Annotated in this window: 18 protein-coding genes and 1 tRNA gene; 12 read left to right on the forward strand and 7 right to left on the reverse strand. The window is 59.1% G+C overall.

Annotated features, from left to right (window positions below):
• Positions 1-50: 50 nt before the first annotated feature.
• Both HYE77_RS01465 and HYE77_RS01470 read right to left on the reverse strand, forming a co-directional pair.
• Complete coding sequence (locus HYE77_RS01465) at positions 51-2,045, reverse strand: methyl-accepting chemotaxis protein (RefSeq protein ID WP_003207555.1); 1,995 nt, start codon at positions 2,043-2,045, stop codon at positions 51-53.
• Between the two features lie 165 nt (positions 2,046-2,210).
• Positions 2,211-3,206 carry an aldo/keto reductase gene (locus HYE77_RS01470; RefSeq protein ID WP_177068303.1) on the reverse strand — a complete coding sequence of 332 codons (996 nt, stop codon included), beginning with the start codon at positions 3,204-3,206 and terminating at the stop codon, positions 2,211-2,213.
• A 117-nt stretch (positions 3,207-3,323) separates the two neighbouring features.
• Here HYE77_RS01470 and HYE77_RS01475 point away from each other — a divergent pair, with 117 nt between their 5' ends.
• Positions 3,324-4,241 (forward strand): LysR family transcriptional regulator, encoded by a 918-nt coding sequence (locus HYE77_RS01475; RefSeq protein WP_177068304.1) that lies wholly within the window; start codon positions 3,324-3,326, stop codon positions 4,239-4,241.
• Here the strand turns inward: HYE77_RS01475 and HYE77_RS01480 are convergent.
• The gene (locus HYE77_RS01480) at positions 4,232-5,137 is read right to left on the reverse strand and encodes an AraC family transcriptional regulator (protein ID WP_087692364.1); all 906 of its coding nucleotides are present in this window, start codon (positions 5,135-5,137) and stop codon (positions 4,232-4,234) included. The genes HYE77_RS01475 and HYE77_RS01480 overlap by 10 nt on opposite strands.
• Positions 5,138-5,239: 102 nt before the next feature.
• On the opposite strand from HYE77_RS01480, the gene HYE77_RS01485 reads away from it, so the two are divergent.
• The 5 genes from HYE77_RS01485 to HYE77_RS01505 are packed head-to-tail and all read left to right on the forward strand — an operon-like array spanning position 5,240 to position 9,667.
• Positions 5,240-5,800 (forward strand): carboxymuconolactone decarboxylase family protein, encoded by a 561-nt coding sequence (locus HYE77_RS01485; protein WP_003207562.1) that lies wholly within the window; start codon positions 5,240-5,242, stop codon positions 5,798-5,800.
• Between the two features lie 52 nt (positions 5,801-5,852).
• Positions 5,853-6,914 carry an acyl-CoA dehydrogenase family protein gene (locus HYE77_RS01490; protein ID WP_003207563.1) on the forward strand — a complete coding sequence of 354 codons (1,062 nt, stop codon included), beginning with the start codon at positions 5,853-5,855 and terminating at the stop codon, positions 6,912-6,914.
• Positions 6,911-7,714 carry an ABC transporter ATP-binding protein gene (locus HYE77_RS01495; RefSeq protein ID WP_003207565.1) on the forward strand — a complete coding sequence of 268 codons (804 nt, stop codon included), beginning with the start codon at positions 6,911-6,913 and terminating at the stop codon, positions 7,712-7,714. Before HYE77_RS01490 ends, HYE77_RS01495 begins: the two co-directional genes overlap by 4 nt.
• The gene (locus HYE77_RS01500; protein ID WP_010171568.1) at positions 7,701-8,900 is read left to right on the forward strand and encodes an ABC transporter substrate-binding protein; all 1,200 of its coding nucleotides are present in this window, start codon (positions 7,701-7,703) and stop codon (positions 8,898-8,900) included. The genes HYE77_RS01495 and HYE77_RS01500 overlap by 14 nt, the downstream gene beginning before the upstream one ends.
• Positions 8,901-8,914: 14 nt before the next feature.
• Positions 8,915-9,667 (forward strand): ABC transporter permease, encoded by a 753-nt coding sequence (locus HYE77_RS01505; RefSeq protein ID WP_172834573.1) that lies wholly within the window; start codon positions 8,915-8,917, stop codon positions 9,665-9,667.
• 47 nt (positions 9,668-9,714) lie between these two features.
• Here the strand turns inward: HYE77_RS01505 and HYE77_RS01510 are convergent, their stop codons facing one another.
• Both HYE77_RS01510 and HYE77_RS01515 read right to left on the reverse strand, forming a co-directional pair.
• A complete protein-coding gene (locus HYE77_RS01510; protein ID WP_256347089.1) occupies positions 9,715-13,077 on the reverse strand; it encodes a membrane-targeted effector domain-containing toxin in 3,363 nt (1,120 codons plus the stop codon).
• A gap of 313 nt (positions 13,078-13,390) precedes the next feature.
• On the reverse strand, positions 13,391-13,528 hold the full coding sequence (locus HYE77_RS01515; RefSeq protein ID WP_003207572.1) for a hypothetical protein: 138 nt from the start codon (positions 13,526-13,528) through the stop codon (positions 13,391-13,393).
• Between the two features lie 173 nt (positions 13,529-13,701).
• Between HYE77_RS01515 and HYE77_RS01520 the strand changes: the two genes are divergently transcribed.
• Positions 13,702-13,896 (forward strand): hypothetical protein, encoded by a 195-nt coding sequence (locus HYE77_RS01520; protein WP_003207574.1) that lies wholly within the window; start codon positions 13,702-13,704, stop codon positions 13,894-13,896.
• Between the two features lies 1 nt (position 13,897).
• On the opposite strand, the gene HYE77_RS01525 is transcribed toward HYE77_RS01520, so the two are convergent.
• A complete protein-coding gene (locus HYE77_RS01525) occupies positions 13,898-14,275 on the reverse strand; it encodes a hypothetical protein (RefSeq protein WP_032899365.1) in 378 nt (125 codons plus the stop codon).
• Between the two features lie 243 nt (positions 14,276-14,518).
• On the opposite strand from HYE77_RS01525, the gene HYE77_RS01530 reads away from it, so the two are divergent.
• Positions 14,519-16,816 (forward strand): acylase, encoded by a 2,298-nt coding sequence (locus HYE77_RS01530; protein ID WP_177068306.1) that lies wholly within the window; start codon positions 14,519-14,521, stop codon positions 16,814-16,816.
• A gap of 214 nt (positions 16,817-17,030) precedes the next feature.
• Positions 17,031-17,104 (forward strand) — tRNA-Cys (locus HYE77_RS01535).
• Between the two features lie 154 nt (positions 17,105-17,258).
• On the opposite strand, the gene HYE77_RS01540 is transcribed toward HYE77_RS01535, so the two are convergent.
• On the reverse strand, positions 17,259-17,780 hold the full coding sequence (locus HYE77_RS01540; RefSeq protein ID WP_371321552.1) for a tyrosine-type recombinase/integrase: 522 nt from the start codon (positions 17,778-17,780) through the stop codon (positions 17,259-17,261).
• Positions 17,781-17,896: 116 nt separating this feature from the next.
• Between HYE77_RS01540 and HYE77_RS01545 the strand changes: the two genes are divergently transcribed.
• From HYE77_RS01545 to HYE77_RS01550, 3 genes are all read left to right on the forward strand, one after another.
• Positions 17,897-18,478 carry a hypothetical protein gene (locus HYE77_RS01545; protein WP_177068308.1) on the forward strand — a complete coding sequence of 194 codons (582 nt, stop codon included), beginning with the start codon at positions 17,897-17,899 and terminating at the stop codon, positions 18,476-18,478.
• A gap of 181 nt (positions 18,479-18,659) precedes the next feature.
• Positions 18,660-18,926, forward strand: coding sequence for a phage tail assembly chaperone (locus HYE77_RS32505; RefSeq protein ID WP_008435093.1), 267 nt, complete (start codon positions 18,660-18,662; stop codon positions 18,924-18,926).
• A 614-nt stretch (positions 18,927-19,540) separates the two neighbouring features.
• A partial coding sequence (locus tag HYE77_RS01550) for a hypothetical protein (RefSeq protein WP_177068309.1) occupies positions 19,541-20,548 on the forward strand: 1,008 nt, incomplete at its 3' end.

Below are 20,548 nucleotides of genomic sequence, written 5' to 3' on the forward strand. Positions count from 1 at the left end.
CAGAATAGTCCGGCTCCCGCGCATTGCACGGGAGCTTTCAGGCTATTTTTTCAACGCACCTTGAAGCGACCCATCAATGCAATAACCCGGCCATTGGCATCCAGCAGGCTCTGGGTGTTGTGCTCCGTGGCGTGGCCGCTTTGCACCAGCTCTTCGACCATGTGGCGGATGTGCACCATGCTGCGGTTGATTTCCTCGGTCACTGCGCTTTGCTGTTCGGCGGCGGTGGCGATCTGGGTGCTGAGGTTGTTGATATGGCTGACGGAGCCGGCCATCTCGTCCAATCCTGTGTTCACCCGGGCCGTGGCGTCAGCCGCAGACTGGCAGCTGGCCTGGGTGGCTTCCATGGCCGTCACCGAGGAACTCACGCCCGTGGTCAGGCGCGCCAGCATCTCATTGATCTGCGAGGTGCTGGCCTGGGTGCGGGCGGCGAGGGCGCGGACTTCGTCGGCCACCACCGCAAAACCCCGGCCTTGTTCGCCGGCCCGGGCGGCTTCGATGGCCGCGTTGAGTGCCAGCAGGTTGGTCTGGCCGGCGATGGCGCCGATCACGCCGAGGGTTTCGGTGATGCGGGCGGCATCCTGGCGCATGTTTTCCACGGTGTGGGTGGCGCTGGAGACCTCGCCGATCAACGCGCTGACGCTGCGGGAAGCTTCCCCGACCACCACCCGCGAACGGTCGGCGTGCTCATTGGCGCGCTGGGTGAACGCAGCCGTTTCGGCGGCGTTCTCGGCCACGGTGTCGGCGGTGGAACTCATCTCGGTGATGGCCGTGACGGTCTGGTCGGTTTCCGAGGCATGGCGCACCAGGATCTGGTTGGTCTGGGCCGACGTCTGCTGCAATTGCGCCAGGCTCGACGACATGGCGCCGGTGGCCAGGGTCACTTCTCCGATCATGTTTTGCAGGTAGACGATAAAGCGGTTCACCGAATGGCCAATCGCCCCCAGTTCATCCTCGGCGCGGATGGTGATGCGCCGGGTCAGGTCGGCATCGCCGTTGGACAGTGCGTCGATATTGGTCTTCAGCGCGGTCATCCGGTGCACCAGCTGGCGGATGGCGTACACCGCCAACAGCACCAACAGCAGGATCATCGGGATTTGCAGCATCGCCAATGTGCCCAGTACGTCATCACGTTGGGCGGTGATCAGCGAAGTCGGCAGCGCAGTAGCGAGGAACCACGGCGTGCCCTCGATCGGGCGCATGAAGAACGTGCTGGCCACGCCCTGGTTGTCGAACTCGCTGCGTTGCAGGGTTTGATCACGATGGGCCAGGCCGGCGCTGACTTGGGCGGCAAAGGCCGAGGTGCCGGTCAATTCGCTGATGTTCTTCAACACCACGGGGCCGCTGATGCGCGTGCTGTTGCTGATGATCTTGCCGTCGCCTTCGACGATCAGCATTTGCCCGCCGAGGTCTTTTTCCTTGCTGGCCACCAGGTCATTGAAGAAGCCCAGGGTCACGTCGATGGTGGCGACGCCATAGGCTGCGCCGTCACGCTGGATCGCCATCGCGCAGTTGGTGCGTGGCTCCTGGCTGGCGTCATCCTTGTAGGCCGCCGCCCAGGCGCACTGGCCGCGGGGCGAAGCGAGGCCGCCCTTGTACCAGCTCTGGTCGTAGTAGTTGGGGGCCGCGTCGCTGTTCCAGAAGGTATTCACCGCCAGCTTGCCCGAGGCATCGCGGTGCCAGAAGGTGCTGTGCTTGTTGCGTCCCGGGGTGCGTTGGTTGGGCAGGGGCCAGATGCCGCCGCCGAACACTTTCAATTCGCCGTACTGGTCCACCAGGCCTGGCAGCACCTTGTCGATGGCGTCGCTGTCCAGCAGCGGGATGGTTTGGGTGATGCTGCGTTGCTGGGCCTGAACCTTGTTCAGTTCGCCCTGGATCTGCTCGGCCACTTCGGCAATGCGATTGAGGGCCACCTGTTCTTCGGTGTGGCGCAGCTTGGGGGCCACCAACTGTCCGATGCCCACCACCGTCAAGACGAATAACAACAGGACGAACAGCACCAGGAACAGGGTGTAGCGGGCTTGGATAGAGCGCAATGAGGGCATGGGGTCGTCCTTACGAAGCGTTTATTGTGCGACGCGGCTTTGTTAGAGCTTCGAAGGGCTATCGGCTTGGGACGGGCGAGCTTGAGGCACTATCGTGCAAGAAAACCCAGGGCAGGGATTTAAGGCGCGGAGCTGGCGAGCCAGCCCCGATCCGGCGTGGCAGGATTATTTGTCCAGCATCTGCATGACCGCTTCCGGGTAGCGCAGCCCGGCTGTGGCGTTGGCCGGGAAGATGGCCTCCAGCGCCGCCAACTCGGTCGGGCTGAGCTTGACCTCCAGTGCCGCGACGTTCTCTTCCAGGTATTTGCGTTGCTTGGTCCCCGGGATCGGGATCAGGTAATCCCCTTGCGCCAGCACCCAGGCCAACGCCAGTTGCCCGGCGGTCACGCCCTTGTCGGCGGCCAGGGCTTGTACCTGTTTCACCAGCAGCAGGTTCTTCGCGAAGTTCTCGCCCTGGAAACGCGGGCTGAAGCGGCGGTAATCATCCGCCGCAAAATCATCCGGGCTTTTCAGCGCGCCGGTCAGGAAGCCGCGGCCCAGTGGGCTGTAGGGCACAAACGCGATTCCCAGGCGTTGGCAGGCCGCGAGGCAACCGTTGTCTTCCTGATCACGGCTCCATAACGAATATTCGCTTTGCAGGGCGCTGATGGGATGCACCCTGTGAGCGCGCTCCAGGGTAGCCGCCGACGCTTCACTCAAGCCCAGGTAACGCACCTTGCCTTGCTTGACCAATTCGGCCATGGCGCCAACGGTTTCTTCAATCGCCACTTCGGGGTCGATGCGGTGCTGGTAATACAGGTCCAGGGTTTCCACGCCCAGGCGCTTCAAGGTGCCGTCGATGGCCTCGCGAATGTATTCCGGGCGGCCGTTGACGCCACGCAGTGCCGGGTTCGCCGGGTCGCGCACGATGCCGAACTTGCTGGCGAGGAACACCTGGTCGCGCTTGCCGGCGATGGCTTTGCCAATCAGTTTTTCGTTGGTATGGGGGCCGTACATGTCGGCGGTGTCCAGCAGGTTGATCCCCAGTTCCAGGGCGCGGTGCAGAGTGGCGATGGCTTCGGTGGTGTCGGTGCCGGTGGTGTAGAAATCGGTCATGCCCATGCAGCCGAGGCCGATGGCGGACACCTGGGGACCGTTTTTACCGAGTTGACGTGTGTGCATGGGTCCAGCTCCTGTGTGGGAAGGGCTCCATTGTTGCCCTCGACAAAAGCGGGATAAACCGGCTAAAACCGCTATCACTATTATGAAATTCTAAATAATCCTGAAGGAAACCGGCCCGTGGACCGTTTTAATGCGATGCGAGTGTTCGTGCGGATTGTCGAACTGGGCGGGTTTGCCAAGGCGGCTGACAGCCTGCAACTGCCGCGTGCCTCGGTGACCATCCTGATCAAGCAACTGGAGGCGCACCTGGGGGTGCAACTGTTGCAGCGCACCACGCGCCAGGTCAGCCCGACCCTGGACGGCGCCGCTTACTACCAGCGTTGCGTGAGCCTGTTGGCGGACCTTGAGGAAACCGAGGCGGTGTTCTCCACCAGCCGGCGCAACCCGCGCGGCACGTTGCGCATTGATATGCCGTCGGGGATCGGGCGCTTCCTGGTAATTCCGGCAATGCCCGAGTTCACCACGCGTTACCCGCAGATCGATCTGGAAATCGGCCTCAATGACCGCCCGGTGGACCTGATCCGCGAAGGCGTGGATTGCGTGTTGCGCGGCGGTCTGGCGCTGGACGAGTCGCTGGTGGCCCGGCCGCTGGCGATGATGGATCAGGTGACCTGCGCCAGCCCCGGCTACTTGCAGCGGTTCGGCGTGCCATCGACGCTGGATGAGTTGGCCGGCCATCAAGTGGTGGAGTATTTCTCCAGCACCAGCGGCAAACGCTATGGCCTGGAGTTTCAGATCGGCAGCGACATCCGCTTGGTCGACCTGCCCAAGCAAGTGGCGGTCAACAGTGCCGATGGTTACCTGGGCGCCTGTGAGGCGGGTTACGGCCTGGTACAGACGCCGTACTACCACGCCGTTCGCCAGTTGGAAGCGGGCACGCTGGTGGAGGTGCTGGCGCATCAGCCACCGCCCAGGTTACCGCTGACGGCGCTGTACCCGCCGCATCGCCAGCTGTCGCAACGGGTGCGGGTGTTTGTCGATTGGCTGGTGGAGCTTTGCGCCCGGCCGGGCAATGGGTTGCTGCGTCAACCTTGAGCCTTGCGGTAGGCGCCGGGCTGGAAGCCGGTGACCTTATGGAAGGCCCGGGTAAACGCCGCCACCGATTGATAACCCACGGCGAGGGACACGTCCGCCACCGTCTGGTCCTGCTTGAACAGCTGGCAGGCGTGGCGCACGCGCATCATCAACAGCACTTGCCCCGGCGACTGGCCGCACAGTTCATTGAAGCGCTTGAAGAACGCCGAGCGCGACAGGCCGGTGCAGGCCGCCATGCTTTCCAGGGTCCAGGGCTCGGCCGGGCGTGCGATCAACTGCTCCAGCAGGTTGGCAAATGCCGGTTGCCGAGCCAGCGCCGCCAGGCCGCCGAGGTCGGTGTTGTCCAGCACTTGCTGGCGCAGCACATACAGGAACAGCAGGTGGCACAGGCGCTCCAGCAGGGCGGGCGAGGGCGCCGGCGTGCGCTCGCATTCCTGCAGGATCAGTTCGAACAGGTTGCGCGCGGCGGTCAGCGATGGATCACCGGCCCGCAGGATGATCCAGGCGGGCAGGGTGTCGACAATCATCGCCGACAGCCCGGACTGGAAGTGAAAGAACCCGCACACCAGGCCCACGCCGTCACTGGCCTGGCTGTCCAGTGGCAGCATCGGTTTGCGCGGGCATTCCTGGGCGCCGGTGGCGGTGCCATCGCTGGACAAGCGGTACGCCAGGTCTCGCAGCAGGAAGACTGCATCGCCGTTGTTCAATGGGTAAGGGGTCGAGTCGCCGTCGATGTGCATCCAGCACTGCCCTTGCACCACCAGATGAAAACTCGCGCTTGCCAGGCCATGGGTGCTGGCGTGCCAGTCGCCGCAGTAACGCCCGACGTGAAACAGGCTGGTGTTGAGTTCAAGGCTATCTAATAACCAATCGACGAGTGAACTGGACGAATTCATCTAACGGAAAGACTCTAGAGCAAGTAATCGCTACTTTAGACTATTGAGCGGATTTTTTATAACCAACAGACTTGGTACACGAATCCATGAGGAGACCACTCCATGTCCCGCGTACCGATGCTAACCCTGGAAACCGCTCCTGAGGCGGCCAAGCCCTTTCTGGAAAATGCCCTGAAGGGTTCCGGGTTCATCCCCAATCTGTTGGCGGTGCTGGCCAATGCCCCGGCAGCCCTGGAAACCTACATTACCGTGTCGGGCCTGAACGCCAAGTCTGACCTGAGCCTGGCCGACCGCGAAGTGGTGCAACTGATTGCCGCCACCAACCACGGTTGCGATTTCTGCGTCGCCGGGCACACTGCCGTAGCGCGCAACAAGGCCAAGCTGCCGGAAGACGTGATCGACGCCCTGCGCCAGCGCGGTGAACTGCCCAACGAGCGTTATGAGACACTGGCAGCGTTCACCCGTGAAGTGATCGCCACCCGCGGTGATGTCAGCGACGCCGGCTACACCGCGTTCCGTGAGGCAGGCTACACCGACGGTCATGCCCTTGAGGTTATTCTGGGTGTGAGCCTGGCCACCCTGTGTAACTTCGCCAACGTGTTTGCCCGTACCCCGTTGAACCCGGAACTGGCGCAATACCGTTGGGAAAAACCGGCTAGCTGAAGGCGCGCAAGCGTTCGCGATGGTAAACATGCTGCAACAAGGAGAAACATGAATGCTTGACCCAATCTTGAGCCGTTGGCTCGATGTTCAAGCGCAGGCCCTGGATGTGGGCAGTTGCGATCCGCAGGAAGTGCTGCCACGGCTGGCAGAGGCCAATGTATTACGTATCGGTGTGCCCAAGGACCTCGGTGGCCTGGGCGGCGATGTCACCGGCGCGGTGGAAGCTATCGCCGACGTAGCGAGCCATTCCCTGGCGTCGGCGTTTGTGTGCTGGGGCCAACGCTCGTTTATCGAATACCTGCTGCAAAGCCCGAACCAGCGCCTGCGCGAGCAACTGCTGCCGGACCTGCTGAGCGGCAAGCTGGCCGGGGCGACCGGGCTGTCCAACGCGATGAAGTTTTTGTCTGGCATCGAGTCGCTGCAAATCAGCGCCGAGCCGACCGACGACGGCTGGAACCTCAATGGCCGCCTGCACTGGGTGACCAACCTGCGCAAGAATGGGTTTGTGGTGGCTGCCGCCATCGAGCATGCCCAGGGCGGCGCGCCGTTTATCCTGGCGATCCCGGACTCGGTGTCCGGGCTGCAACGTTCCCGTGACCTGGAACTGTTGGGTCTGCAATCGAGCAATACCGCAGCCCTCGGCTTTGAAGCCGTGGAACTGAGCCGCGACTGGTTGTTGCATGAGGATGCACGCAAGTTCCTGCCGGCCGTGCGCCCGGCGTTTCTGGGCTTGCAATGCGGCATGTCCATCGGCCTGGCGCGGCGCTCGCTGGCGGAGGTGGCCAATCACCTGGGCTCCAGCCGCACCGTATTGCGTGAAGAGCTGGAAGTGTTGCGTACCTCCTTGGAACAGGCGGTCAACGACCTGAAGAAAGGCCTGCTGGCCGGCCGCTTCGGCACTGAGCCGGTACCGTTGTTCCGCCTGCGCATCGCCCTCGCGGAAATCGCTGCCAGCGCTGTGCAACTGGAGCTGCAAGCCAGCGGCGGCAAGGCCTACCTGACGGCCCACGGCAGCGGTTTTGCCCGGCGCTGGCGCGAGTCGGCATTTGTGCCGATCGTGACCCCGAGCCTGGTGCAGTTGCGCACCGAGTTGAACCGTCAGGCCAATCTATGAGCCAGGCGGTATTGCACGCCCAGGGAATTTGCCTGGGCTATGCGGGCAATTCGGTGCTGGAAGGTTTCGACCTGCAATTGCAGCCCGGCGAAGTGGTGTCGATCCTCGGCCCCAGCGGCGTTGGCAAGTCCAGCCTGCTGCGGGTGCTCGCCGGTTTGCAAGCGCCCCAGGGCGGCAGCATCCGCCTGTTGGGCGAGCCGTTGAATGGCCCGCACCCGCGGGTGGCGGTGGCGTTCCAGGACCCCAGCCTGCTGCCGTGGCTGAGCCTGGAAAAGAACGTCGCCTTCGGCCTGGACTTTGCCCGCCAGCCGCACCTCAGCCCTGAAGAACGTCGCAGCCGGGTCGACCATGCGATCCACGCCGTAGGCCTGGAACACGCCCGCCAGCAATTCCCGGCGGCGCTGTCCGGCGGCATGGCCCAGCGCACGGCGCTGGCGCGTTGCCTGGCACGCCAGCCGCAGGTATTGCTGCTGGACGAGCCCTTCGGTGCCCTGGATGAAGTGACCCGTGCCGACATGCAGCACCTGCTGCTCAAGGTCAATCGCGAGCAAGGTTCGGCGGCGGTGCTGATCACCCACGATATCGACGAAGCGCTGCTGTTGTCCGACCGGATTCTGCTACTGGGTAACCGCCCGGCGCGGACCCTCGGCGAATGGCGCATCGACTTGCCGCAACCGCGGGAAGAACAGGTGGAAGCCATTGGCACCCTGCGCATCGAAATTCTCAAAACCCTACGGCGGGCGAGCCGCACTGACCCCCAACCCCCTGAACTGCTGGAGCCTTGCCATGTGTCTGGATGACCTCACTCACTCGCGCCGTGACTTTCTCAAACTCTCGGCCGTGCTCAGTGCCGCCGGAGCCTTGCCATTGCTGAGCAGCTTGCAGGCCCGGGCGGCCAGTGAGCCGGACGCACCGGTACGCATCGGCTATTTGCCGATCACCGACGCCACGCCGTTGCTGGTGGCCCACAACAATGGCCTGTTCGAGGCCGAAGGCATCAAGGCCGAGCGCCCGGTGCTGCTGCGCAGTTGGGCGCAGGTGATCGAGGCGTTCATTTCCGGGCAGGTCAACGTGATTCACCTGCTGTCGCCGATGACCGTATGGGCGCGGTATGGCAGCAAGGTCCCGGCCAAGGTCGTGGCCTGGAACCATGTGGGTGGCTCGGGCTTGACCGTGTCGCCGGGCATTACCGACGTGAAGCAACTGGGCGGCAAGTCGGTGGCGATTCCGTTCTGGTACTCGATTCACAACGTGGTGGTGCAGCAGTTGTTCCGCGACAACGGCCTGACCCCGGTGGCCCGTGCCGCCGGCAGTGCGATTGCCGCCAACGAGGTCAACCTGATCGTGTTGCCGCCCTCGGACATGCCGCCGGCCCTGGCCAGCAAGCGCATCGACGGCTACATCGTCGCCGAGCCATTCAACGCCCTGGCGGAAAACCTCAACGTGGGCCGTGTACAGCGCTTTACCGGCGATGTGTGGCGCAACCATGCGTGCTGCGTGGTGTTCATGCACGAGCACGACCTGACCAACCGCCCAGAATGGTCGCAGAAGGTGGTGAATGCGATCGTCAAGGCCCAGGTCTGGACCCGTGACAACCGTGAAGAGGCGGTGAAGCTGCTGTCCAAGGACGGCGAGAACCGCTACACCCCGCATGCCGAACCAGTGCTGCGCAAAGTCCTGGCGCCGGCTGCCAGCGACCGTGCGGCTTACCTGGCTGACGGCGCGATCCAGCACGCCAACTGGGACGAGCACCGCATCGACTTCCAGCCGTATCCATTCCCCAGCTACACCGAGGAACTGGTACGCCGCCTGAAAGACACGCTGATCGAGGGCGACAAGAAATTCCTCGCCGACCTGGACCCCGCGTTTGTCGCCAAGGACCTGGTGGACGACCGCTTCGTGCGCAATGCGATCGCGGCGGTGGGCGGCATGAAGACCTTCGGCTTGCCTGAGGGCTTTGAGCGAAACGAGGAGATTGGCGTTTGAACAACGGCAAAACCTTGGGGTTGCCGGGCTGGTTGCTTGGCTTGAGCGGGTTGGCGGGGTTGTTGTTGCTCTGGTGGCTGGGGGTGAAGGTCTTTGGCAGCGCGGACGGTTTGTCTGCGCGGTTTTCGCTGTCGGCGACCCTCGCCAGCCTGTGGGAGTTGCTGGGCCGCAGCGAGCTGTACCTGAACATAGCCGTGAGCCTCAAGCGGATCTTCGTCGGGCTGTTCCTGGCATTGCTGATTGGTGTACCGCTGGGCTTGCTGGTGGGTAGTTCGCGCAAGCTGGAGGCGGCGACCACGCCGGCGTTCCAGTTTCTGCGGATGATCTCGCCGCTGTCGTGGATGCCCATCGTGGTGATGTTGATGGGCGTGGGCGACCAGCCGATCTACTTCCTGCTGGCGTTCGCAGCGGTGTGGCCGATTCTGCTGAATACGGCGGCGGGTGTGCGTCAGCTCGATCCGCGCTGGTTGCAACTGAGCAAGAGCCTGAGCGCCACGCGCTGGGAAACCTTGCGCCGGGTGATTATTCCCGGGGTGATGGGGCACGTGCTGACCGGCGTGCGCCTGGCCATCGGGATCCTGTGGATCGTGCTGGTGCCGTGCGAGATGCTCGGGGTCAGTGCCGGGCTGGGTTATTACATCCTCGACACTCGCGACCGGCTGGCCTACTCGGAGCTGATGGCGATGGTGCTGCTGATCGGCTTGTTGGGGTTTGCCCTGGATGCGTTTGCGCGCTGGTTGCATCAGCGCTGGGTGCATGGAGGGTGAACACCTCATGCAAAGGCTCGGAGGCTTTCCGGGCCTTTGCGATGTGCTCAGGGTTTCACGTAGATGCGCAGGTCGCCTGGAATATCGTTGGGCTGTAATGGCCGGTTCGGGTCTGGCGCAGGGTTTTTTGCTTTAAGCCCGATGCTGCTGTGGGTCATGTTCCTGTTGTCAAAAACCCCGATGCCGATGCTTTCCGTCAGTTCCGCCAGGCCCGGAACACCTTCGGAGGTGTTCATGTGCGCGCTCCCCACTAACGCGACCCACTTTTCGGTGCCCGAGTTTGCCTGGATGGTTTCCGCAGCGTAGTAGTTGAACTCCTTGAGCCGCTTTTCAGAGTTGACGCCAGTCCGGGTGCGATCACGGGATTTGTCGTGTCTATGTCGCGTCAGATAATAGTGATCGAGGGGTAAAAGCTCTATTCCATTGTCTTCAAATTTTTTCTTGAGTTGCTCCAGTGTTGGATTCGTGCGGCGAGTGTTGCTGTTTCCGAGCATTCCGATTCCATCATCAACGGGGCCACCGATGTAGTCGATATACCCTTCGAAGTAGACTTTTTTTACACCCTGGTTTTTTAGCGTATCGACGTTGTCGAACAGCATTTTAAAGCTGGCCATCTGCGAGTGAGACTCTCCAAACACCACGCCGTTTGATGCTTTCAATGCCTTTGTGATCAGATCGGCTGCGGGGATCGGTACGGGAACATCGGGGATTGTAGGGCGCGGCGGAAGGCCTCCGTCTTTTATCGCATCGTAATAATCCTCCATTTCCACCCGAAACTTATCCAGCGTTGCCTGGCGTGTGTCGGATTTGAAATGGGATGATTCGAGCCTGCCTTTCAAACTTTCCACGTATTGGCCCTCGGGTAACGGCTTCCTGATTGGAGGTGGGCGGTTGACGGTGTTTATCGGGTTAAACCGGTGAGTGCTCTTGCTCGAAGCGGCATAGGCGTTGGGGGAGGGCTCCAGCGTATCAGCGCTACTGAGCGCTTGCAGGGGGCTGCCGTATGGCTGGTGCTTTTGTGCGTCGAAAGCGTACCACTTGCCCTTGATCTGCACCGCGCTGCCCTCGACCGTCTGCTCGCCCATCTGGAATGAGCCGGTAGCGGCTGCGTCATATCGAGTGCCGGCGGCGGCAAGCTCCCTGTTGCTCGCTGTACCCTTGAGCGTTTTCAAGCCCTGGGTGGCTGCGTTTGCGCCGTCGATGGCGAGTTTTCCCGCGCCGACTACCAGGTCGCCAAGTCCGCTCAGCGGATTGAGTTCCGAGAGTGCGGTAACCCCGAAAATCTTGCTCAGCTTGAGGGCTTTGCTGGCCGCGCTGCTGGCAGTGCTCAGGGTTTTTCCGACCTTCGCGGCGACGCCTGCACCTGCCGTGAGAAAGCCGAACACATCAAATGCCAGGTCAGAGAACCCATCTTTATAGTTGCCATTACTGAAGTTGACGATGGCCGACCTGAGCGGAACAAGGTCGAGAAAAAAGTTGCCGATGGTGCTGGCGACGGTCCTTCTATGCTCATCCGGCGTACTTCCGGCCGCTTGTTGCCTGACGGATTCCAGATCGAGCCCTTCGACGATTGAATCCGCAAGGTACTCCGCCCGGAAATTCCTGAACAGGTTGGGATTGGATCCCTCGAGCGGGTTCTCTTGCTTTATATAGTCGCGCTTGGCATCGAAGGTGGAGAACTCTTCTATTCGGCTTACTTCGTTGGCGATCTTCTGGTCCTGGCGCGTGATAACTGCGTTGCTGACTTTCCTGATGCTGCCTTTTTCGGTATCGAACTCATAGGTGGACGGCTTGTTCTGGTGTTTTGTGGTGACCAGTATTTTTTTGCTTGTATGGAAGAGGGTTTCTCCCGCGAATGGTGTCCAGCTGACTCTGTAGGATTTTTCTTTGTAGAAGTTCAGCTTTCCTAACCGCAAGTTTTCTTTGTCCTCCGGTGGAAGGTTGGCGAGGGCGTTCAAGATGGAATATTTCTTGACGGTTTTATAGTCGCTTATGGTCTGGCTAATGGCTTTGTCAAAGGTGTCGGGGACTTTAAAGCCGGGGCCATGGGTAAAGGTGGCGAAGGCATCAAGGTCGACGCCATGCGTTCCAGGTTTGAGCTCCCAGTCTGATGCCGTTATTTTCTCGCCTTGCATGGTCAGGTCCAGCATGGAATAAGGGCCGCGAGTGGGGATCGTCTTGTTGGCGGTTTTGTTGGGCTTGAGCAACACCTTCTCTTCAAAGGGGACGCCTTCGCCAAATTTTTCCTTGAGCAGGTCCAGCGCCATCTGCTTGCGGCTGGGCATCGGGATGTCAAGCAAGCCGGAGGCGTGTTTCAGCTTGTCCAATTGATAGTTGAACGCGTCCATGGCGGTATCAATGTCTGGTTTTTCGTAAAGCGTGTCGTCTTTCGCCTCAAGCACCCCATTGACCACGGCCCAGTCCAACAATGCCGCAGTTTGGGCAGCTTCGGGCGCGGGCCCACTTGAGTCGGCGGCGATCATCACTTCGGCAAAACTCATGTTCGCTACGCTGCCAGGGGACCTGGCTTCGATGGCGGCCGCCGCGATGCACAGGTTGGCCCAGGCCAGGCTGCCGTAGACCACGCTGTCGGGAATATCCTTGATCAGCAACTGCGGCGCCGCCCGCATCAACAGCAGATGCGTACCCAGCGAGGCGTTGGCAGGTGAGGTTTTGCCGGTATCACTCAAGTGCTCGCGCAGGCCGGCGACGATCGCCGAGGTAGGTTTGCCCCAATATTGTTTATGTGACAGGTCGAATCCGGCCACTTTGTTGCGATGCGGTTGGGTGATGGATTCCTGATCCAGATCGAGGTTGATGGCTGCCAGTACGTGATCATTCACACTGCTATCAGTCGGAATGCTCTCCAGCTTGGTCTGCAAGGCCTCTCCCAGCGCCTGGCCTCGGGGAGAACGGATGAGGGCTTCCAGCGTTTTGGCCGGATCGCTCGAGGCGTCGCTGGAGAGCGGCAGGTTACCGTTCAGAAACTCCAGGAGCCCCCACTGCTGGCTTGCTTGCTGAACATCCGGAGCGCCAGCGGCATGTTCTCTGGCGGCGGTGAGCAGTTCGTTCTGCTGAGGTGTGCTCAAGGGCAGGGGCCAGGACAAGGCGCCGCCCAGATTTCCCCATGGATGGGGGTGGGAGCGTGTCAGCGATGTGCGCGCCAGGGTCAGCAGCTCATCATGGGTGGTTGGCTCGGGCAGGCCCATAGCCTTGAGAAAGTTTGCAAGACTCACGGCGTTAGCACTATTTGGGGGGTAAGAAGAGTTGGGCGCGAGGTCCATCAGCGTGCTTCCCAGCGCAGATCGCACCACCAGAAACGGCGCGTTCGGTCCTGCCAACGTGGCGACATGAGTGAGCTGCTGCGCCAGTGCCTGCCAGTTTTTTCGGTCAGCCAGCGCGGTCTCCAAGGCTTTCGGGCCATTGGGGGGCGGTGTGTCAGCCGCGGGGTCCGGAATGTCCGTTGCGCTTTGCAATATTTCATCGGGGTATGACGGTATATCGGGGAGTGGTATCGGAGGAGGGGGCGGTGGTGGGTATGCAGTGGAGGAAGGAACCGAGTTGCTGACTATCATTGTGAACACCTTTAGGCACGCTCATTCAGGAATGCGCCTTTCAGGAAAACCTCCCTGCTTCCTGGACGCTCTTGCTGAGTGTCGGAAGCAGGGGGAATGGCTCCGCCTGTAAAGTGTTCAAGATGTCAGAAAATGTACGGATGACCGATCAGCGATGGTAATACCCCGGTCCGCCTTCGCTGTAGCGATGGTCATGCCAACCGCCGCCGCCGTGGGGGAAAATAATGCAGCCGCTCATGCTCAACATGATCAGCAAGGGAATCAGCAGTGTGATTCGACGAAGCATTTCAAAATCCTCTAGGGTGCTCTCAGGTTCAATCAGGCGTTGGGCAAGCCAAAGTTTTTCATCGCCTGTAACATGAGACCCCGCCGACCCCAATCCATCCCCGCTAACAGGTATGTGCTTGGTGTGGTAGTCGATACAAAGTGGACACAATTTTTTAGCTTCAGGAACCCGTCATGACCCAAAAGCAACGTTTGAAATACTCGATTCTGATCTCCCTGCTGGTGCTGGGGACGATGTTTGGCCTGTCCTACTTGCAGAACAACGGGGTCATCAGCGAAAAGACGTTCCAGTACATCGCGATTGCGGTAGCGGTAACCGTGGTGGTGATCAACGGTGTGATGCGTCGCAAGGTCAAGCCCAACCTTTGAGTCAGGCCCGGCCTTCCAGGACTTTGGCAGCCTGCTCGTGCAGGCTGTAGCTCTTGTCGGCGTTCAGGGTGATCACGCCTTCGGTGCACAGGCGCTTGAGCACCTCGCGCACGCTGAGAAACGACAACGGGATGCCCAGCTCCAGCAAATGGCTGTGCACGCCGCGCACGCCGAGGGTGCGCTGGTTGTCGGCGGCGGTCAGCAGGGCGTCGATGACCTTCAGCCGGATCAGGCTGGTGCGCAGGCCAAAGCATTTGAGCAAATGACGAATACGCTGGTTGCCATGTTCCGGCGCCTTGCCGAACGCCTGGTTGCCGGTGGCAAAACCTCCGTCATGCATGGGTGAGTGTCCTTCCGTGGGCAGTTGCGAGTTGTACATGCAGAAACTCCTTATCAGAGCCTGATCAGGAAAATGATGGCGCTCTTAGTTAATAAGACGTACGAGCTGCACAAATCATGAAGCGGGGGATGTAGAAATTTTGTCGGTAACATCCTGGAGACATACCGACCTGTCCGAATAAACGCCTGCGGCTGCTAAAATTATTCCCGGTATTTACGTCTTAACTGAGGTGTTGGCGAAGCTGTCCCTCGTCGCGGTGTTTAATTTGGCTGTGGAGTCTGCGTGATTATTTCCAACGGGTTGTTCAGGGTGTGTGTGGCAGGGGCGTTGCTGGGGCTGAGTCTTTCGGCCACGGCGCGGGTGCAGGAGCAACAGGCCACCGCCGAGATCCGTCGCACCAGCTTTGGTGTCCCGCATATCCGGGCCAACGATGAGCGTGGGCTGGGGTTCGGCATCGGTTATGCCTATGCCCAGGACAACCTGTGCCTGCTGGCCAATGAGGTGGTAACGGTCAATGGCGAGCGTGCCAGGTACTTTGGTCCCGAGCAGGCGACCCTGGAAGGGCGTAACAACCTTGCCAACGACGTGTTCTTCACCTGGCTGAACACTCCCCAGGCCGTTGCGGCATTCTGGAAGGCCCAGCCCCCGGCGATGCAGCAGCGCATTGAAGGGTATGTTGCCGGTTACAACCACTACCTCAAGGAGCGCACTGCCCAGGGTTTGCCGGCGCAGTGCCAGGCGGCCTGGGTACGGCCGATCACGGCCGAAGACCTGGTCAAGCTGACCCGCCGGCTGCTGGTGGAAGGTGGCGTCGGGCAATTTGCCGAGGCCCTGGTGGGGGCCACGCCGCCCAACACCGTCGCCCAGGTGGACAGCAAGGCGTTTGAGGTCGCGGCGGCCAACCAGCAACGTTTCGCCCTGGACCGTGGCAGCAACGCGGTGGCGGTGGGGCGTGACCGTTCGTTCAACGGCCGCGGCATGCTGCTGGCCAACCCGCATTTTCCGTGGGTGGGCGGCATGCGTTTCTACGAGATGCACCTGACCATCCCCGGCCAGCTGGATGTGATGGGCGCTGCGTTGCCGGGCCTGCCGGTGATCAATATCGGCTTCAACCAGCACGTTGCGTGGACGCACACCGTTGATACGTCCAAGCACTTCACCCTGTATCGCCTGACTCTGGACCCCAAGGACCCGACTCGCTATTTGCTGGACGGCAAGTCCGTGCCCATGGATAAAACCACGATCAAGGTAGCGGTAAAAACTGCCGACGGCGGTACCCGGGAACAGTCCCGCACGGTCTACAGCTCGCAGTTCGGCCCCATCGTGCAATGGCCGGGCAAACTCGACTGGGACGCCAAATATGCCTTCAGCCTGCGGGATGCCAACCTGGGCAACGACCGTGTGCTGCAACAGTGGTACGCGATGAACCGCGCAGCGAACCTCAAGGAACTGCAAACCTCGGTACACACCCTGCAAGGTATCCCGTGGGTCAACACGGTGGCAGCGGATGACCAGGGTCAAAGCCTGTACATGAACCTGTCGGTGGTGCCGAACGTCAGCGCGAAAAAGCTCGCACAGTGCAGTGACCCACGGGTCGGGCTGCAATTCATCATGCTCGACGGCTCTCGCAGCGCCTGCGCCTGGGACGTGGACCCGCGTGCCGCCCAGGCCGGGATCTTCCCCGCCGAGCAACTGCCGCAACTGGAGCGCACCGACTACGTGCAGCACTCCAATGACTCGGCCTGGCTGGTCAACCCCAAGGCACCCTTGACCGGATTCTCGCCCGTTATCAGCCAGGACAAGATCGGCTTGGGCCCGCGTGCGCGCTTTGCCTTGCAACGCTTGCAGGAGCTCGACAAGCAACCGATCCAGGTCGCCGACCTGCAGAATATGGTCATGGACAACCAGGTGTATCTTGCCAGCCAGGTGATGCCGGACTTGCTGAAGTTCTGCGCGGGTGCCGATGCCAGCGTGAAATCGGTGTGCGACAGCCTGAAAAACTGGGACCAGCGCGCCAACCTCGACAGCGGCCTGGGCCTGGTGCACTTCATCAACCTGGCGGAGCAACTGGCGCAAGCGCCGGACGCGTGGAAGGTGGGTTTCGATCCGGCACAACCCCTGACCACACCACGTGGGCTGGCGGTCGATCGGGCAAACGTGGCCAAGGCACTGCATGAAGCGATGCTCGCGTCAGCCGCCGACGTGGCCAAGCGCGGGCTGACGGCGGACAGCCGCTGGGGTGATATTCAGGTCTCGGGCCAGATACCGATCCACGGCGGCCCGCAAGAGCTGGGCGTTTATAACGCCATGCAAAGCGTGCCTCGGGCCGATGGCAAGCGCGAGGTAGTCAGCGGCAGCAGTTACCTGCAGATCGTGACGTTCGACGAGAAGGGGCCCAATGCCGAAGGTGTGCTGGCATTCTCCTTGTCCAGCGACCCCGCGTCGAAATACTTCAAGGACCAGACCCAGGCGTTTTCCGAGAAAAAACTCAGCCCGCTGCCGTTTACCGAACAGCAGATCAAGGCGGACCCGCAGTATCAATTGCAGGTTATCCGTGACAAGGAAGAAGCCGGGCGGTAGGGTAGCCCACCAGGAATGCCTGCCCCTTGAGAGAATATTTTTTGAAATCAAGGGGTTGCAAGCCCTGGCAAATGAGTACATAATTGCGCCCATCGAACGCACTGAAGCATTAAAAACTTCAATGTTTTCAATGAGATAGAGTAGAGGCAAGCTTCACATAGCCCACTCAAGTTTGTATGCGGTGAATGTCGGTTGTAAGGCATTTATCGTTTGAGGCCGAGTAGCAAAATGGTTATGCAGCGGATTGCAAATCCGCCTACGCCGGTTCGATTCCGACCTCGGCCTCCACTCTTAAAACCCCGTAGATCAATGATCTACGGGGTTTTTTATTGCCTGCGATTTGAGAACGTTTCCGCAACTTTTACAATCGTTTTCGCAACCCCCTGCACTTTGGGAGGCGTTGAGGGGGGAGTCGCAACTGGTGGGGAGAGTTTGTGACGCGTTATTTCGTGGGCTTTACGATCTCACCCACGCGCTGATAGACCCGCTTGGTCATCTCTTCGGTGCTGTGGCCGAGCAGGCGGCTGGCATGTGTAAGCTCGATCTCGCTAGCGGCCTTTGGGCGGATGTCCTTGAACTGGAACTGGCGGATCAGTACGGCCAATGCAGGGTCACCGTCGGCGCCGGCTTTGACGGCTGCTTTTTCGCGGGCTTCATCCCAGCGGTTGCGCAGCATCTGCTGGCTCATTCGCAGGCCGGATGCGTTGGTGATCAACGTCGATGTTTTAATACCGTTCAGGGCCCTGCGTTCTAGGAGGTCGCTGATAAAAGCGCTCAGCCCAGATTGCACTCCGTCGTCTTCCAATCGCAGTCGAAGCTTCTTATCGGTTTTGCCTTGTGTCACCCCTAGGAATCCGCCGTTCAAATCTGTGGTGGCCACCTTGAGCACGTCGGCGGGGCGTTGGCCACTCAGGTAGGCCAGGTCCATGGCGTCCTTTAGTTCTTGGGCTGCCTCGGTATACACGGCGTTTCACACGGTATCGCCGGCATAACACTCGGCCCACGATCGGGCGCCGGGCGCCGGTCAGAACAACCACGGCTGTCGCTGGATTCATCAGAATATCGACGGGCGCGGAGATCATGGGTGGTCTTGACAATAACTCTGCTGTGACCCCTCTGACGCTCAAGAATAGACTAGATGCCCTTTGGGTTTCGGCAACGACTGCTGTGGCTGGGGTACTGAAACTGTCTACGCAGGCTCAAGTGAACGCGGGCATCGACAACTCTACAGCCGTTACGCCGCAAACTCTGGGTGTTCGGTTGGCAACACTGATTGTAGGCGCAACAGAGGGGGTCGCAGGTATTATTAAAGTTGCGACCAATGATGTGACGGTTGGGTTAACTAACAATTCAGACGCAGTTACCGTGGCGAAGTTAAGGCTAGGGTTCTCTTTGTTGGGAGCGGCCAATGGTTATATCGTACTCCCGGTTTGGATGGGAGGGCTAATTTTTCAATGGGGTGAGACTGCTCACACTGGCTCTGACACCAAAATTACGAGTCTACCTATGGCCTTCCCTAATGGTGTAATGAAAGCTATAGGGGGGACCTTTGCTAATGCGTCTGTCGGACCGCAAGGCATTATCAAAACTGTAAGTTTGAATCAGATTACAACGTATTCGTCGGGCGGGTATAACGTGTCTTGGTTTGTAATTGGCTGGTAATTTAGGAGGGGTGCATGTCAAGACTATATAGCAAGTCCACCGGGAATCTTTATCTAGCGGGTGTGAATAAAGATATTCCAATGATGCAATAGAAATATCCGATGAGTTGGTTTTGTTAGTAATTGGGAATCCCGCACCAGGGGAAGTTCGTGCTCATGATGAAAATGGACTTCCTTTTCTCGTGGACGCTCCGCCGCCTACGGTAGAGCAGCTCGCGTCTATCGAGCGTGCTTGGCGCGATGCGCAGTTATTGGTTACTGACGGAATTATCAATCGGCACCGGGATGAGGTGGAGAGCGGCGAAGAAACCACGTTAACGATGGAGCAATACAGGGCGCTTCAGGGTTGCCGGCAGGGGTTGCGCAGTTGGCCAGAGACGCCAATTTTTCCTGACAGTACCGGTCGCCCCGTCGCGCCCACCTGGTTGATTGAGCAACTCAGCGAGTAAGAGGCTTTTCGTTATGCAAATTACAGAGCAGCAGCTACTGCTGATCCTCCCGAACGCCGGGCGCCAAGCCGGCGTTTATCAGCAGGCAGGCTTCCCGGCCACGATTAAGTGGCCTGTTGCACCAAGTTGATCTTTTCAGAATGTCAGGCGGCCGCCATTGAGCGTAACTGGCGAGATGGCGGGCTTCCATTGAGTGATGGTGCGGTGGACCGGCACCCCGACCAGGTGGAAGCGGGCTCTACCACATATCTGACGGCAAGGCGCTCCAGGCCCAGGCGCTGCGTGATTGGCCAGAGAGCGCACCGTTCCCGGACAACATAAAGCGTCCTAACGCCCCAGACTGGTTTATCCCGCCGTCCAGCAAGCCAGCCGGTGCCGATAAGTACCGGAGCGCTTGTTTTGGCGTATGCTTCCTTCGCATCAAGAAATACCGGGTGCGGAGATCTGGTCTAGAATAAACCTGTTGCTGCAGGTTCTTATAGCTAAAGTGCATAGCTTTCGTATTTTAGGTTTCTGTTTTTTGATTTTTGGGAGGGTGTAACTCGTACCAATATATTAATGGCGCCGGAGATAATCTGACAGCTAAGGATGCACGAATTCACAAGGAGAGTTTTTTGATCATCACGCTAAGATCTAGAACGTTTGAGTTTGTGTTGTTTTTGTCTGGATATTTTTTCTATAGGTTTCAATATGGAAGTGAAAATGAATACATATCGTTTAATTTGGGTGTTTTGCAAATCGCAGTTTCTATTTATGCCATAGTTAGATATCCGGTTAGGAGAAGGGCGCTAATTTTTGTATTGTTTTCATCTTTTTTTCTTCTTTTCTTGCAAATTGCATACTACTCTAGTTTTGTAATACCCTGGTCCGGATTGCCAGGGGATGGGGCTGAATATCTTTATGCCGCTATAAGGCTTTGGGTTTATTTGTTTTTTGTTTGTATTTATGCGCTGACTATTGCCAGGGATGATCTTTATAAGTTTTGTGATGTATTTATTTTTCTCTCAAGGTTTTCTGTGGTAATTGCGGTCGCCTCTCTGTTTGTTTTTTATACAGCAGGTGTCTCACTTCTTCTAAATACATATTTTGCAGAGCACTTGATTAGACCGCAAGCATTCTTGTCCGAGCCGTCCTCATTTGCTCCGATTGCTGCGGTATTAATGATTGTTGGGTGGTTAAGAAAATCAAAGATTGATATTGCACTTTCTCTGATCGCTCTAAGCATTACATTCTCTCCTATTTCTATCCTGACAACTTTATTGGCGATTTTTTTGTACTCCTGTTTGTACGGGATAAAAAGTACGTCAGCTAAGATATTTATATTTGTTGTTGCTGTTGTTTCTATGTCGACGCTATTCATGATGGATTGCGCGAATCTTGTTGTAAGCCTTAATGGGTTCGAAAGAACTACTGGCAGGGTTTCGTGCGGAGTTCAAGTTATTTTCGATAGCGGTCTTCGTGATCAGTTACAAGATTTATTTACAAATCAAAGACTTACATCTACATTTATGTCGATGGACCTTGCAAGGCAGTATGGCGGTATACTTCTTGGATTTGGGCTTAATTCATCATCTATTTTTATGCCGGCTTTGGTTGGGGAGGGCGGTCTCAGGTTCCAAGTG

Origin of the sequence: Pseudomonas sp. IPO3774 (genome assembly GCF_013386835.1) — a bacterium.
GTDB lineage: Bacteria > Pseudomonadota > Gammaproteobacteria > Pseudomonadales > Pseudomonadaceae > Aquipseudomonas.

Coding starts and splice junctions, on each gene's coding strand:
- HYE77_RS01465 (WP_003207555.1), bottom strand. CDS start 2,045: ATGCCCTCATTGCGCTCTATCCAAGCCCGCTACACCCTGTTCCTGGTG.
- HYE77_RS01470 (WP_177068303.1), bottom strand. CDS start 3,206: ATGCACACACGTCAACTCGGTAAAAACGGTCCCCAGGTGTCCGCCATC.
- HYE77_RS01480 (WP_087692364.1), bottom strand. CDS start 5,137: ATGAATTCGTCCAGTTCACTCGTCGATTGGTTATTAGATAGCCTTGAA.
- HYE77_RS01485 (WP_003207562.1), top strand. CDS start 5,240: ATGTCCCGCGTACCGATGCTAACCCTGGAAACCGCTCCTGAGGCGGCC.
- HYE77_RS01490 (WP_003207563.1), top strand. CDS start 5,853: ATGCTTGACCCAATCTTGAGCCGTTGGCTCGATGTTCAAGCGCAGGCC.
- HYE77_RS01495 (WP_003207565.1), top strand. CDS start 6,911: ATGAGCCAGGCGGTATTGCACGCCCAGGGAATTTGCCTGGGCTATGCG.
- HYE77_RS01500 (WP_010171568.1), top strand. CDS start 7,701: ATGTGTCTGGATGACCTCACTCACTCGCGCCGTGACTTTCTCAAACTC.
- HYE77_RS01515 (WP_003207572.1), bottom strand. CDS start 13,528: ATGCTTCGTCGAATCACACTGCTGATTCCCTTGCTGATCATGTTGAGC.
- HYE77_RS01520 (WP_003207574.1), top strand. CDS start 13,702: ATGACCCAAAAGCAACGTTTGAAATACTCGATTCTGATCTCCCTGCTG.
- HYE77_RS01525 (WP_032899365.1), bottom strand. CDS start 14,275: ATGTACAACTCGCAACTGCCCACGGAAGGACACTCACCCATGCATGAC.
- HYE77_RS01545 (WP_177068308.1), top strand. CDS start 17,897: ATGGGTGGTCTTGACAATAACTCTGCTGTGACCCCTCTGACGCTCAAG.